Raw genomic sequence first — 14,855 nt, 5'->3', positions numbered from 1 at the left:
CGCATTTAGCGTAACCATGACTAATTATACGGAAAGTATAACTAAAGGTCCGGCATCACATAGTGTTACCATGGCTTTTTATTCAACTAGTAAAACAATAGGTAATATTGCTCACAGTGCAGTTTTGGGATATAAATCTACAAGTATCACTACAGGTAAAGAGTCTCATAGTGTAGCTATGGATAATTGTTCACAGAGTTATACATGGGGGGAAAATTCACATAGTGTGACGCTTAGTGATGGTTCTCTATCTTATGCAAAAGATGAAAATTCCACAGCAATTGCTATGGGTAAATATTCTCGAGTTAAATCTGAAAAAGGTTTTATTGTTATAGCACGATATGACAAAGCCGGAAATTTAAAAAAAATTTACAGCGCGAAGGTAGGTAAAAAGATTTTAGGAGTAAAAATTAGATCAGATCGATGGTATGGATTTAATAAAAAAAGGAAATTTAAAGAATATATAGACGAACAAGTAATAATTGACTAAACCATGAAAAAAGAAAATTTTCTTAATAAAATTATCAGAAAGCTAAAAGAATTATTTAGTAAAAGTAAGATAAGCAAAACAGTAGGGCATGGGTCACCATGTGTAACTTTGAGGAGCCAATCAAAAAGTGAAACAGAAGGGGATTTTTCTCCTAGTACTACCTTAGGTTATCGGTCACAAAGCGATACAATGGGGGATTTTTCTCCTAGTGCAACCTTAGGAAATCAGTCACAAAGCGATACAATGGGGGATTTTTCTCCTAGTGCAACACTTGATGAGTATTCAAACAGTTATACAAAAGGTTATGAATCACCAAGTGCTACTTTAGGTAAGTTATCTCAAAGCCGCACAGAAGGCTACAACTCACACAGTGCAACATTTGGGTATCATTCACAAAGTTATACAAAAGAAGAATTCGCATTTAGTGTGACTTTTGGTGAGAATTCAAATAGCAAAACAGAAGGGGAATTTTCACATAGTGTAACCTTAGGATATCAATCCCAAAGTTATACAGAAGGAGACGAAGCATGTTGCGTGACTTTTGGAAGTTGTTCCTTAAGCGAAACCAAAGGTAAAAACTCCATTACATGTACGGTAGGTAACAGATCAATAGTAAAAGCGCATCATGGATTAGTAATTATTGTTAAATACGATAAAAATAACAATCCATTAACATCATATTCTGCGCTAGTTGGGGGGTATATTTTAGGGATAAGGATAGAGCCCGATAAATATTACGGGTTTGATGAAAAAGGAAAATTCAGGATGTTTACGGAGGAAGAAGTTTTAAAAATATTAACTCCGTCTTTAAAAAACTAAAATCATGAAACATTCAAATAACAACGAAAAATACTTTTTTGAAATATACAAAGATCAACACAATTTATTCTATTTCAATTTAAAAGACGAAGAAGGTAATATTTACCTAGAAAGCTGGCGATATACAAACAAAACTAATTGTCTAAAAGGGATAAGATCAATAATAAGAAATTCTAAAAATGAATTTCGGTTTGAGGTAGAAATTATTTACGATGACACATGGATAGTTTATCTTAAAGCGGGAAACGGCAAAAGAATAGCACACTCACAATATTTTGATACAGAAGAAGAAGCTAAAAACTTTATTGAAGATTTAAAAAACGTATCTCTTAAAACTCCTGTTATTGACAATACTAAAACCATGATAGATTCAAATAACAACAAAAAATACTTTTTTGAAATAGACAAAGCTAAAGGTAATTTATTCTATTTATATTTAAGAGACGGAGAAGGTAATATTTATTTAGGAAGCTATTTTTATAAACAAAAAAATAAATGTGAAAAATGGATAAAATCAGTTATAAAAAATTCTAAAAATGAAGAACATTTTATAATTAAACAAGATTACAATGACACATGGATAGTCTTTATGGAAGATGGAAACGGGATAATAATAGCATACTCACAATATTTTGATACAGAGAAAGAAGCTAGAAACTTTATTATTAAATTAAAACATATATCTAATCTTGCCACTGTTATTGACATAACTAAATAATAATTATTTAAAAACTAAAATCATGAAACATTCTGCAAACAAGAAAAAATTTTATTTTGAAATACACACAGACGAAGTCGAATTAACCTATTTAAATTATCGATTCTATTTCGATTTGATAAACGAAAAGGGTGAAATTATACTTAAAAGCTTTTCATATACAAATAAAATTGATTGTCAAAAAGTAATAAAATCAGTATTAAGAAATTCTAAAAACAAAGAACATTTTATAATTAAACAAGCTTTCGATAACACATGGATAGTCTTTATGGAAGATGGAAACGGGATAATAATAGCATTCTCACAATATTTTGATACAGAAAAAGAAGTTAAAAACTTAATTAAAGATTTAAACTGTTTATCTCTTAAAACTCCTGTTATTGACAAAACTAAATAAAAAACTAAAATCATGAAAAAAGAAGAATTAGCGCAATTATTAAATGGCCGACAATATGGAGAAAAAATGACCACTGAAGAACACATACAAGCCGAAAAAAATGGGCTTTTGGTTTGTTTCGGGTATTCTTATGATTTTTTAGAATTCAGAGGGTTAATATTGGACGTGGCTGCAGTTTATGAAAAAGATACTAAATATCTATACATAGATAAAAACAGGAAATTAACCTATATATCACAAGAAAAAATAAATGAAATAAAAGAAATCTTAGAAGATTACAATATGGATTTTATTTTACCAATAATCCCTATTAAAATTCAATGGTGTCCAGAAGAACTAGACTGTTCATGGTTAATAACAACAGATATCCCTCATGCAACATTTGACATTTATGATGATGACAAATTGTATTGCCGTGGGATCGTATTAGAATTAACGGATATAGAAAATTACTTAAATAATAAATATAAAAAATGAAAAATAATAAAATCACAATAACATACAGACAAGCAGAGGAATTCAATTTAATGTTAGATGCTCTAAAGAAAATATCAAAAGATTTTCAATCCACAGATCAATTACGTGAAGATTGTAATGAAGATTATGGACTTGATTATGAAGAATGCTTAGAAATGTCTTATGAAAATATCCAAAGTTTAGCGGAACAAACGTCAAAAGGAATAAGAAAAATAAATATAAACAAATGAAAAAAACTAAAAACACCTATATACCAATTAATTTTTCAACTCCGATGATTCAAGCTATACTAGAGGGGAGAAAAACCCAGACAAGAAGACTAATTAAACCACAGCCAACAAAACAATGGGCAGTAGAACAAGGGGGAAAATATCTATCAGGAGCAACTGAGGAGGGAGTAACAAGCAAAGATATGGCGAATGTAGATATTAATATTGATAATTTGTTAGAAGATAATCCAACAAAAAAAGGAGTTATTCTGTGGGTAAGAGAAAAATGGGAGTATAGTGACGATCTAGAAGAACCATATTTATATGAACAAAAATATAATTCCGATTATTTGGAAGAATACCATAATTTAATTAAATGGAAATCTTCTACACATATGCCAAAAGAAGCCGCGAGGACATTTCTTAAAGTAACAGATGTAAGGGTTGAGAGACTGCAAGATATTATAGAAGAAGAAGCTATGCAAGAGGGAATTGAAAGATTCTATGAGGGGTATGGTGGGCCTTCTGCTGGTTTTCTGTNATAATGATTATAATCATGGACGTCAATTTCATTTGCCATCCGCTAGAAAAGGGTTTCAATCTCTTTGGCAATCCATATATGGATTTAAATCGTGGGATGAAAATCCGTGGGTATGGGTATATAGCTTTGAATGGATTGACAAACCACAAGACTGGAAGTATTAATTTTAAAAACATAATTATTCATATGAGTAAACTAGAAAAATAACAGAGCCGTTAAAAAGAATACTAGCATAAAAAAATGGAAAATAAAGAAGAAATTAAAATAAGAAAAAAACGCGAGAACCCTGAAAGCCGGTTACAAAGAGCATGTATCAAATGGTTTAAGCTTCAATATCCCAAAGAAACCATTTTCGCTATTCCAAACGGAGGGAAAAGAGGCAAAATAGAGGCGGCCATAATGAAAGGAGAGGGAGTTATGGCCGGGGTCTCCGATCTTTTTCTTATGCGTGGAAAAGAAGGGTATCATGGGTTGTTTATCGAAATGAAGGCAAAAAACGGAAAATTACGAGAAAATCAACGAGTGTTTATCGAAGACGCAGAAAGAAAAGATTATAAAGTAGAGGTATGTTATTCATTAGAAGAGTTCATTGAAACAGTAAATAACTATTTGAATAAAAAATAAGAAAACTATAACTAACAAAATGAGAAAAATTAAAAGATATAATGATATTCCTAAAGACTTGAAAATAAAGGTTTACCAATATTTTAAATCAAACGAAGAAAATACAATCCCCGCCTTATCAAAAATATTTAATATCTCACAGGCTCAACTCTCAAGGATTATAACAGAAATGCAATTGGAAGAAAAAATACAACTTAAAGTATAACTTTAATTAAAATAAATTAAATAACATTAAATCAATTTGTTGAATAAATAAAAATTAAGTATTTTTGTATAAATACTATTACTAAAAAATCTAAAAAAGATGGAAAATCAAAATTTAAGTTACGGGGGAAAGTTGGTAGGGTTAAATAACCCTCCTACAGGAAATGAATTAGTTTACCAATTTAAAAAAAATGTTGCAGCTAAAATAGATACCTTAAATGATTTAAGAGCTACTTCTGAATCACAGGAACAGAAAAGATTGTGTTCTGTAGCAATAACGGAATTAGAAGGGGCACTTCTATGGGCAGTAAAGGCATTAACTTTTAATAAGTAAGATATTTAGTGTTTTCATTATATACTTAGTATAATTAATGCATTATTGGTTTAGATGCTACATTAAAAAAGGGTGAAAGAAGGCTAGAGCGAGCTTTAAAGTTATTACTAATCATTTATATTATATGTATAAACCACAAGAATTAGATAATTTTTATGTCTTAAAAGTTTCTGATATTATGATTTATTATCAAAAAGGAGATTACTAAATTACTATTTTCAAAGCCGTTAAAACGGAAAAAAAACGGGAATTATGGATGAAAAAATGAATTTATCTGATGTTGGGAAGAATACTCGGTTTTCCTCTACAAACCAGCCTAAAAATAGAGGAAGAAAAAAAGGCAAAACCATTTCAGAATGGCTTCAAGAATTAGGTATTAAGAAAAGTATAACCTATAAGATTACTTTAACTAATGAAGACGGAAAAAAAAAGACACAAGAGGGAAAGGTTGAAAGTGAGACTACATTAAATGAATTAATAGCAGTAAAAATAATTACGAAAGCTATTTCGGGAGATCATAAATATATTAAAACATGGTTAGAGAGGGTTGAGGGGAAATCAAATCAAAAAATTTCATTGTCAGCAGATGAAGACAGCGTATTGCCTCAAGTGACCATTTTTCAATTACCTGACAATAACAGAGATTAGAAAATTAGTGTTTTAATGTCCACTCACTCGAACGTTCAAGTAGTAAAAGCACAACCCGGCTATCAGCAAAAAGCCCTTTCATCGCCTGCTGATATATTAATAAGCGGAGCGGCTGCAGGAGTAGGAAAAACATATTGTTTATTATTAGAAGGTCTTAGATATATATACGTTAAAGGTTTTGGAGGTGTGATTTTCAGGAGAACTAGTCCAATGATACGAGCAGAAGGGGGGTTATGGGACGCATCCTGCAAACTTTACAGCTCAATCAAAAATGCTGAGCCTAGAGAAACTACTCTTGAGTGGATTTTTCCTAATAGTAAAATTAAGTTTTCTCATATGCAGTATGAATATAACAGGTATGATTGGCAGGGATCCGAAATTCCATTTATTGCTTTTGATGAGTTAACACATTTTACAAAAAAGCAATTCTTTTACATGTTGGGTCGTAACCGTTCCACGTGCGGAATAAAACCATATATACGCGCAACATGCAACCCCGACCCCGACAGTTGGGTAGCAGAATTCATTGAATGGTGGATAGATCAAGATCCATTGTCTCCGAATTACGGTTATATGATACCGGAAAGGGAAGGAGTTTTACGATATTTCTGCATCGAAAATGATAACTATGTGTGGGGAGATTCATTGGAAGAAGTCTATTTAAAAGTAAAAGACTTTATTGATGAACAAATAAGTATGAGTAAAGGTTATACCAAAAAAGAAGATTATATAAAATCTTTGAGCTTTATCGGTGGATCTATTTATGATAACATCGAATTATTAAAAGTAAATCCCGGATATCTTGGAAACCTTAATGCTCAAGAAGAAATCGAAAAACAAAGATTACTTTTTGGTAACTGGAAAGCAGCGATAAATAAAAACGATATATATAACCAGAAAAAATTCATGGATATATTCACGAATTCTTTTGTACAAGATGGAGATAAATACATTACGACTGACATAGCATTGAAGGGATCAAATAAATTTACTGTTTTTGTATGGTCAGGAAAGAAGTTGATTGATTTTTATGTCTTGGAAAAATCTAAAGGAAATGAGGTTATAGATTTAATAAAAAAAACAGCGTATATATGGAGTATTCCTTATTCTAACATATTATTTGATAACGATGGTGTAGGACAATTTGTAGACGGATTTATTGATGGGGCTAGAGAATTTAATAATGGATCCTCTCCTTTGCCTAATAATAAAACAGGAGAAAAAGAAAACTATAATAACTTAAAATCTCAATGTTATTTTCGTTCAGGAGATGCAGTCAATAGAGGGGAATATTTTATACCTCCTGAGATAGCCAATAAGCGTTACGATAAAAAAATGACATTGCGTGAGCGATTAATTTGGGAAAGAAAAGCCATTAAGAGAAATAAACCGGATTCAGACGGTAAACTATCACTAATAAAAAAAGAGTCTATGAAAAACTATTTAAACGGCGAATCTCCTGACGCTTTAGACGGTTTTATGATGAGAGAGTGGTGGGATTTCGATTGCAATAAACCGAGTGAAATAAGATCATGGTCAGGTCGAAAACAAAATTTACTAGACAATTTTTAAAATAAATATTAATAAAAAATTAAATAAATATGTCCGAAATTTCTAAAATACAAGAGGTAATTGATATTTACACAGATACAAAGAATAAAGTATCAGAAGTATTAAAAAATGAACCTAGTCTTCTTTTAAGAAGCGATACGGTTTTAAATAAGCTTATTAATTCTTTAAAACATTCTATAGGCGTGTCAATAAATGAAGATACACAAATTAGCAATAAACCATTGAAATATATTTTTGGCAGAAAACTTAAAAACTCAACCGCTTATGATGTTCAGCCAATATCTACTCAACAGCTAATACCTAAAGATCAAGAACTAGAAAATTTAAAAATATCAGTTGATAAAATTTTTAATAGTATAGAAAAAAGAGAAAACAAAGAAATCCTAAATTCTTGCAACGAGATGGAGCTCCGAGCTTTAGGAAAAAAAGTAGGGGTAGAATATACAAGAGAAAAAGTCCCTTCATTGAATTTTAAATTTATTGATGAACTACGTAATGCGGTAATTGAAATTAAAAAAAGAGAATTACTAAAAAAACAAACATCAGATTTAAACCAACTAAATTATAAAATAAGTTTACTTGAAAAAGAAGATTTTATTGTTGAAAAAAAAGAATATGATTTGTATGAGATTATAAAGAACGAACAAATTGTTAAGGTAGTATCTAAAGAAGTATTAGTACAACTATCGGACGAAGGGTTAAAATCATTTATGGATCCTTCCAATTACTCAAATACTGATGGGGGTTTAAACACTCAAAAAATTGATGAAGTCTTTAAAAAAAATTCTGAGTTATTAAAAGATGAAAATTTGTCAAAATATACTTTAGAAAGCTCTAAACTATATCAGGAAAAATTTAAATCTCTCATAGAAGGTTTAAACATAATTGACACACAGGACTCTTTAAATATGTTTGTCGAAGAATTAGAAAAATCATTTGATTTATTAGTAGTCTCAACTAAAAGAAAAACTAATAAATAAGGCAAATAATGAAGTTCTTATTTCAAAATAAAACCTACAATTTCCCTACAAGCCTAAGTCAAATAACTTTAAAACAAAAAATTGATTATGAAAATACTTACGGTAAAGAACTTGATGAAAAATACAAAAAAATAGTGGGGGAAGATATAATTAATCAAGCTGTTAAAAAAGGTGTTACCGTAGAACAACTATTAAAGGAAGAAAATAAATTAACCCCTTTAATGGAGTTAGATTTAACAGAACACGTAATTGAGACTGCTTGTAAAAATTTTTCTTTTTTTTCCGAAATATCTTTAGATGAAGTGAAAAATATAAACATAGATCAAATGCTTAACGTTTATTATTCTTGCTTTCATCAATTATATAATGAAGACAGAAAATTAGAAAACAGATATCTATGGAAGGGAGAGTACTGGTATATTGAAAAACCGGAATTATCGCACACATCTAACACAACATTCAATGAATTTATAACAGCTAAACAAATTGTTAAAAATTCATATGAACTAGGAGAAGGTAAATGGGATTCATTACCTTTTTTATGCGCTATTTTTCTTAGAAAAGAAGGAGAATCTTTTAATGAAAATATGATCATAGAAGGTAGTGAAAGATTAAAATTAATGTATGAACTCCCTTTAGATATAGCCTTAGGAGTAGCTTTTTTTTTATCCAATTCAATGAGTATATATACAAAGGGTTTACAGTTTTCTCCGAAAACACAAGCCGAAAAGGTCCAAATTTAAAAGATCATTTTGAGCAATGGGGTTGGTTTTCTTTTTTAAAATATGTAGCAGAAAAGGGAGTAATCTTTTATAAAAACAACACAAAGAGCAATCTTGATAATGTTAAAGAAACTAAACTATATGATGTTTTGATATGGGCCAGTGAGCAAAACGACTACGATGAACTTATTAGCGATTATTACGATAAATTAAGTAAAACAGATAATTCATAAATAATAAGAAATGGAAGATATAACAAAAAAAAATATGTTAAAAGGATGTTCAGCGCTATTAATAATTGCATTGGCATTTACAACTTTAGGAATATTGATAGGCAAGTTTTTAATTTAACATATAAAAGTATACAATAATGAAGTTTTTACACATTGTAGAGGGGTGGTATAAATCTAAAATACATTCAAATGAAGAGTCTACAGGTTTAAGTAAAGAAAGATTAAAAATCTGTATAAAATGTCCAGAAGCTGTAGAAAAAGAGTTCTTAAAAATTATTAATGGATCCGGTATTAATGAAAAAACTAAAGCATGTAAAATATGCGGGTGTCCGATTTTTGAAAAGTCGCTTGTTAAAAATGAAAAATGTGATTTAAATAAATGGAATAAATAAACACAAATTAATATGAATGAACTTAATTTATATGATCTTTTTAGACAAATACTTTCAAAGTCAAAAGTAATTCAAGGCAGGTTTCATGTTTCTACCAATAATTCGGGGAATGACCTAAATACGGAAAATCTGAATGAAGTAGTTAAAGATGCCTTAGGGTCAATCACTAGTATTAGAAAATATCCTTTATGCGTTTTAATGCCACCCGTTGAGGAATTAGACAATTATATAGATGGAGATTATTCAAATTTAACTTTGACGGTTTATTTTTTAACTCAAGCTTTTAATGGTTCATCCGGTATAAAAAAAACTAACGTATTTAACAATACATCTGATCACTCTACAATATTAGACTGGAAAGATATGCGTGAATGTGCTGTAAATTTTCGTAAAGCTTTTGTTCAAGTAACTCAAGCTAATGGGAACATCATTAGAGACGGTCAAAAAAAAGATTTAATTGTGAAAGTCAGCAATATTGGAAACGACAATCTTAATGGCGTAAAGCTCATTTTTGACGTACAAATTTTTTCCGAATGTGTTTTGAATGACTATGAATTAGAAAGTTTAAAAAATATAAAAATTAATAATAAAGATTTACATCCACTCCATCAACATTAATTAAATTTTAAATTATGAGCAGTATAAGAGAATTATCAAAAAAAATCCCTGATAATATAAGATCTGAACTTATCATTACAGAGGAGGACCCTATATTAAATGCCTCACCAAATTCGGAAAATAAAAATATGAAATTATTGTCTGATATATGGTATGAATTTATAGCCCCTCACGACACAAAAAGTGAATGTTCTATTTGTTTAAATACAATTCTAACCAATTTTAGGCAAATGAAAGAAGAATTAATTGAATTAGAAAAAGAGTATAGAAAGTTAAAAATTATTTCTTTTGAAAACTCAAAACATATTAAATAAAGCAATAAAAACCTTAGATAATTCTTTTAAAAGAGAATTAATAAAACAAGGACATAGTTTAACTCGTTCGCTCGAAAATTCGATCAAAGGAAAAGTATCAAATTGCAGAGCAGAAGGATATATGCTTGATTATGGATTTATTGTAAACAACGGAATAAAAGCCGATAGAATACCTTTTAGCGGGAGAGGACATAGCAACTCAAAAACAAGTAAATATATTAATGCTTTAACCGCCTATTTTATAACCAGAGGATTACCAGAAAACGAAGCTAAAAGGGCTGCATTTGCTACTGCAAATGTTCAAAAAAAAGAAGGTATGAGTACGTCCGGTTCTAAAAAGTACTCAAGAAACAAACAAAGACAAAATTTTTTAGATAATGCTTTAGAAAATGTAGGACCTAAAGTCGATAAAATGTTTTTATCTGAAATGGAAAATATTTTTGAAAAAGAATTTAATAAACAAAAAAATGAACTTATATAATGCCCATTCATAATATAACGCACCAACCTGTTGAAGGGTCCTTACTCGCTTCTTATAGCCCTATTGTTTTCAGGGTAAAAGCTTCCACAAAAAAAACAGGATATTCAACACAAATTCCACCGGTGGTTTATTGTGATATTTACATTGACGACAGATACTATAAAACATCTTCAAAAACAATGTATGTAAACAATAAAGGTCCGTACCCGGAATATGAATTTGATATCCAAGAAGCCTTACAAGAAGTAATGAATTATAATTTACCTCCGATGGACGGTAATGAATTGGTTAAATTTAGCAATACGTTAAAAAAAGTGCATGTTAAATTTAGAAACGCATTTATTGATACTAACGGATTTACTGTATCAGAACAAAAAGAACCGGTACAAGAAACCTCATTAACCCCTTCTATACCCGGACAGGGTACCATATCTAATTCATTTTTTGTTTTAAACAGTGTTATTCAGCACGAAGAACAGCAAGATTTAATGCAGTTATTAGACTCTTATAAAACTGGAGAATGGAGCGATTCAACATATCCTTTAACCAAAAGACCGGAAAAAATATATCTTAAAAACAAAGACTCCTCATATTTTCCCGTACTATTAGAACAAGATATATACTATTTATGTATAGAAGCAACATTAAAAGACGGTACAATACAAAAAGAATGCATACTTATGAATGTAAATAATTTAGTTGAAAAAATAGAAGAAATAGAAAAAATTTTACTCCCTATAAAATTAGGTAGTTTGCTATGGTGGGATGATCCAATTATCCCAAAAGAAATATTAGAAGTATATGAAATAGTGGAAAGTTGGTATGGGTATTTTCCGTCCATATATGACCCGAATGAGCCCGAATTCAACCAAATTGGAAAGGTTGGAGGTAATTTAAACAATAAAATTACTTTAACCGTTGATAATTTACCGGAAATTAAAATACCTTATAAATCACCGACAATTCCAGGGTCTCATGGAGGAAGAGGTAATGAAGGCTTTTTTGTAAACGAAACTGAAGAAACTCGCGAAGCGATCATAAACGGAAAATCATTACCAGTATCTATACTTCCAAAAAACAAAACGGCCGTATTATTAAGATACAAAGGAAGCAATAAAATCTAAAATTTTTATGAAAGTAGTCTATATACCCGAAGGAATCCCGAACATCAAAGATTTATTTGAAAAAATAGATTTTAACAAGATCAAATCGTGGAAACTATCCGCGTGTGATAAAGAAGGAAACGTCTTAGCAACCACGAGAAAAAATGTTTTAATGTGTTGTAGTCAAATACGCATCCATTTTATTAATTCTCTCGGTGAAATAGACTCTGTCAATTTTCATAAAGTACAGATAACCCAAGAAACCAAGTCTGAAACATGGTTAAAATCCCAAAATTACCCTTTAGACCGTACTAAAGGTGGAACTTATAGAAAAAATATAACTTCAAACGATATTTACGAAGGAGAAACAAATCTTTACGGGGAAAAATATCAATATTGGATTAAAGAAATTTCAAATTCACCTAAAGCATGGATTGAAATGAATTTACCAAACGGATTTTCGCCGTCCATAAAAAAAGAGTATTTACCTATTGTAATTTCAGACACCAATTTAATTGTAAGAAAACCTAAAGACAGGCATGAATATTTATTTAAAATCAAATTTACCATGTCCAATCCAAATATTAATTTAAGATAGATCTATGAACGAATTAAAACTGCAAATAGACAATCAAGAGTTAGATATTGATGCTAATTCAGGTTTACCAATTACATTTGATTACAAATTAGAAGATAGTCAAGATTTTCAAAAAAAGAAAAGCTCGGAAAGTCTAGATTTAACCATACCGGCTACACTAAACAACCAAAAAGTATTAAACACGTTTCATAATACCTCTATTGAGGATTATACACGTAACAAAAACTATAGGAACATAAGAAATATAACCGTTGAAGCAGGCGGACTTGAAATTTTTGTTGGTAAAGCCATACCTAAAAAAGCAACGAAAAGAAACGGGTTACCTCTTTCCTATAGCTTAAATTGCTTTGGAAATAATGCGGATTGGATCATTGATTTAAAAGAACTTACTTTTTATGATCTTCTCAAACATATTGAATTTGTATTTGATAAAGAAACTATTGAACAGTCCTGGAATTTTGACGGTACAAATGAAAAGTTACCTTATGTGTTTGCCCCTGTAAAATACGGCGGATGGCTGGATCCTGAATACGATAATGGAGAAAATAAAGGAAAAGGAAGCGATAAGAATTATTCAATTAAAACAATGCGCCCTAGTTTGTCCGTGTATTGGTTATTGTATTTTGGATTTAAAAGTATCGGGTATAAAATTAAAAGCTGTTTTTTTGAAACCTCTTACTTTAGAAGATTAGTAATACCATGGACATTTGGATCATTTTTAACCTCGGAAGGTACTAAATATGAAATTCACAAGTTTTTAGCTAAAACAAATGGAGGTGAAAAATGGTTTAAAAACAGCAGCGGAAAAAGATTTGAAAATTACATTGATTTAGATGTAAGAGATAACGTAGATAGTGGTTGTTTTGATGCCAACAATACCATTGAGGGAGGAGATTATCGAGGCATAGACGCAACGGGAGGAGGTACCGAAATGATATGGAAATATAATACCCCGCATTACGGGCCTTTAGAAGTGATGATGAAATTAAGTTTATCATATGACTATAAACTTGATTTTTCCAGCGACATGCGAATACAAGCCCATTGGATACATATCAGAGACGGTAAAATAGAAGATCAAAAAATAGACAATATACGCGACGATGAAGCCCCTTCATTCGGGGCAACACAAGGAGCATCGCTAGACAGTATATATAGACAATTTACTGTAAATCCAAACGATGAAATAATATGTAAAATATGGTTAAGATTATTTAGATCAAAAACAGCAACCGTATGCAGATGTAAAGTAAGAGTAGATGAATTTACAACAGATTCATTTAAAGTACCGGTAGGGGGGAATATTTCTTTTGATTCATATTTAACCTTACAAAAAGAAAAATTTAATGATTTTTTGAGAGGTATTGCTGATTTATTTAATCTTTCCTTTCAAACGGATCCGGTTAATAAAGTGGTATTAATTGAACCCACTCATAAATACACAATCAATAGGAATATGTTGGATTTAAAAGAGGGTTTTTTTACAGACAATACCCTTAATTGGACCGAAAAAGAAGATATTTCAAAAGAATCTTATATTGAAATTTTTGACGATAACGCCCGGGAATTTATATTTAAATTTAAAGACGACACTGGTGATGGAGCATTAAAAACCGTTCAAGATCGCTATAAAATTACTTTGGCTTCCGGTAAGTATGTATTTAACGAGCGTTTTAAAGCAGATAAAAAAGAGTTTGAAAACAGATATTTTAGTCCTACCATGCATTATTTAGTTGATGATTTTGCGGGAATAACCAATCAGCCTCCTCAAATGGTTTGTTTAGTGCCGGAAAACATCAGTAATACCTCATCGTTAGAAGCTCAAAATACGTTTTTACCCAAGATATGTTTTTATAAAGGAATGGTATCGGGAGTTGGCGGCTGGAGATTTGACGGCAAGGACCTCACCGAATACCCGTATATGTTTTCTGTTAATTATAAAAAAGGGGGAGAAAATGACCCTGTTTTATCATATTCAGACGAAAAAATAGGAGATCAAAATGGTTATACACCGGGAATAGGTTTATTAAAAAGATTTTTCACGCAACGACTTGTTATTATGAATAATGGACAATGGCTGACTACACAATTTAATTTAACAAATATTGATATCACTAATTGGTTTCATAGAGAAAGAATTGTAATTAATGATGAATTATGGGAATTGTTGGAAATTAAAGGCTACAATCCATTAAATGAAGACTCAACAAAATGTATACTTAGGAAATGGTATCCGATCACAAAAGAAGATTATCAAAATATATACCCTAGCCAATCAAGTATACTCAAAGATATAATAATTACAAACAACGACAAAACATTAGATTCTCAATATAACCGACTTTTGTGTTTATATACCGATATACCTAAGCCTAAATAAT

The 14,855-nt window shown here is 30.3% G+C and carries 20 protein-coding genes; all 20 read left to right on the top strand.

Going from position 1 to position 14,855, the window contains the following annotated elements; genetic code table 11:
* Positions 1 to 490 (top strand): hypothetical protein (locus tag GFU93_RS00335; RefSeq protein ID WP_160566013.1); only part of this gene is annotated, 490 nt, incomplete at its 5' end.
* Between the two features lie 3 nt (positions 491 to 493).
* Positions 494 to 1,309 carry a hypothetical protein gene (locus GFU93_RS00330; protein ID WP_160566010.1) on the top strand — a complete coding sequence of 272 codons (816 nt, stop codon included), beginning with the start codon at positions 494 to 496 and terminating at the stop codon, positions 1,307 to 1,309.
* A 4-nt stretch (positions 1,310 to 1,313) separates the two neighbouring features.
* A complete protein-coding gene (locus tag GFU93_RS00325; protein ID WP_160566008.1) occupies positions 1,314 to 2,027 on the top strand; it encodes a DUF1508 domain-containing protein in 714 nt (237 codons plus the stop codon).
* A 22-nt stretch (positions 2,028 to 2,049) separates the two neighbouring features.
* The gene (locus GFU93_RS00320; protein WP_160566006.1) at positions 2,050 to 2,424 is read left to right on the top strand and encodes a DUF1508 domain-containing protein; all 375 of its coding nucleotides are present in this window, start codon (positions 2,050 to 2,052) and stop codon (positions 2,422 to 2,424) included.
* A 12-nt stretch (positions 2,425 to 2,436) separates the two neighbouring features.
* Positions 2,437 to 2,901, top strand: coding sequence for a hypothetical protein (locus GFU93_RS00315; RefSeq protein ID WP_160566004.1), 465 nt, complete (start codon positions 2,437 to 2,439; stop codon positions 2,899 to 2,901).
* A gap of 50 nt (positions 2,902 to 2,951) precedes the next feature.
* On the top strand, positions 2,952 to 3,131 hold the full coding sequence (locus GFU93_RS00310; protein WP_160564392.1) for a hypothetical protein: 180 nt from the start codon (positions 2,952 to 2,954) through the stop codon (positions 3,129 to 3,131).
* 760 nt (positions 3,132 to 3,891) lie between these two features.
* The gene (locus GFU93_RS00295; RefSeq protein ID WP_160565998.1) at positions 3,892 to 4,275 is read left to right on the top strand and encodes a VRR-NUC domain-containing protein; all 384 of its coding nucleotides are present in this window, start codon (positions 3,892 to 3,894) and stop codon (positions 4,273 to 4,275) included.
* 19 nt (positions 4,276 to 4,294) lie between these two features.
* Complete coding sequence (locus GFU93_RS00290; protein ID WP_160565996.1) at positions 4,295 to 4,480, top strand: hypothetical protein; 186 nt, start codon at positions 4,295 to 4,297, stop codon at positions 4,478 to 4,480.
* A 99-nt stretch (positions 4,481 to 4,579) separates the two neighbouring features.
* The gene (locus GFU93_RS00285) at positions 4,580 to 4,813 is read left to right on the top strand and encodes a hypothetical protein (protein ID WP_160565994.1); all 234 of its coding nucleotides are present in this window, start codon (positions 4,580 to 4,582) and stop codon (positions 4,811 to 4,813) included.
* 252 nt (positions 4,814 to 5,065) lie between these two features.
* The gene (locus tag GFU93_RS00280; protein WP_160565991.1) at positions 5,066 to 5,461 is read left to right on the top strand and encodes a hypothetical protein; all 396 of its coding nucleotides are present in this window, start codon (positions 5,066 to 5,068) and stop codon (positions 5,459 to 5,461) included.
* 15 nt (positions 5,462 to 5,476) lie between these two features.
* Positions 5,477 to 7,033, top strand: a complete 1,557-nt coding sequence (locus GFU93_RS00275; protein ID WP_160565988.1) for a terminase large subunit domain-containing protein — start codon at positions 5,477 to 5,479, stop codon at positions 7,031 to 7,033.
* A gap of 29 nt (positions 7,034 to 7,062) precedes the next feature.
* Complete coding sequence (locus tag GFU93_RS00270; RefSeq protein WP_160565985.1) at positions 7,063 to 8,013, top strand: hypothetical protein; 951 nt, start codon at positions 7,063 to 7,065, stop codon at positions 8,011 to 8,013.
* A gap of 8 nt (positions 8,014 to 8,021) precedes the next feature.
* Entirely contained in the window at positions 8,022 to 8,756 is a 735-nt protein-coding gene (locus GFU93_RS00265; RefSeq protein ID WP_160565982.1) for a hypothetical protein, read from the top strand.
* 349 nt (positions 8,757 to 9,105) lie between these two features.
* Positions 9,106 to 9,360, top strand: a complete 255-nt coding sequence (locus tag GFU93_RS00260; protein ID WP_160565979.1) for a hypothetical protein — start codon at positions 9,106 to 9,108, stop codon at positions 9,358 to 9,360.
* A gap of 12 nt (positions 9,361 to 9,372) precedes the next feature.
* Complete coding sequence (locus GFU93_RS00255; protein WP_160565976.1) at positions 9,373 to 9,978, top strand: hypothetical protein; 606 nt, start codon at positions 9,373 to 9,375, stop codon at positions 9,976 to 9,978.
* Positions 9,979 to 9,992: 14 nt separating this feature from the next.
* The gene (locus tag GFU93_RS00250) at positions 9,993 to 10,292 is read left to right on the top strand and encodes a hypothetical protein (protein WP_160565973.1); all 300 of its coding nucleotides are present in this window, start codon (positions 9,993 to 9,995) and stop codon (positions 10,290 to 10,292) included.
* On the top strand, positions 10,267 to 10,773 hold the full coding sequence (locus tag GFU93_RS00245) for a hypothetical protein (protein ID WP_160565970.1): 507 nt from the start codon (positions 10,267 to 10,269) through the stop codon (positions 10,771 to 10,773). Before GFU93_RS00250 ends, GFU93_RS00245 begins: the two co-directional genes overlap by 26 nt.
* Positions 10,773 to 11,897 (top strand): hypothetical protein, encoded by a 1,125-nt coding sequence (locus tag GFU93_RS00240; RefSeq protein WP_160565967.1) that lies wholly within the window; start codon positions 10,773 to 10,775, stop codon positions 11,895 to 11,897. The genes GFU93_RS00245 and GFU93_RS00240 overlap by 1 nt, the downstream gene beginning before the upstream one ends.
* Positions 11,898 to 11,904: 7 nt before the next feature.
* On the top strand, positions 11,905 to 12,474 hold the full coding sequence (locus GFU93_RS00235) for a hypothetical protein (RefSeq protein ID WP_160565964.1): 570 nt from the start codon (positions 11,905 to 11,907) through the stop codon (positions 12,472 to 12,474).
* Between the two features lie 4 nt (positions 12,475 to 12,478).
* The gene (locus tag GFU93_RS00230) at positions 12,479 to 14,854 is read left to right on the top strand and encodes a hypothetical protein (protein WP_160565961.1); all 2,376 of its coding nucleotides are present in this window, start codon (positions 12,479 to 12,481) and stop codon (positions 14,852 to 14,854) included.
* The last annotated feature ends 1 nt before the right edge of the window (position 14,855 follow it).

Origin of the sequence: Apibacter sp. B3546 (assembly GCF_009827885.1) — a bacterium.
In the GTDB taxonomy this organism is placed as follows: Bacteria; Bacteroidota; Bacteroidia; order Flavobacteriales; family Weeksellaceae; genus Apibacter.
The sequence above is the reverse complement of the archived record's forward strand: the minus strand, read 5'-3'. Positions and strand labels throughout refer to the sequence as shown.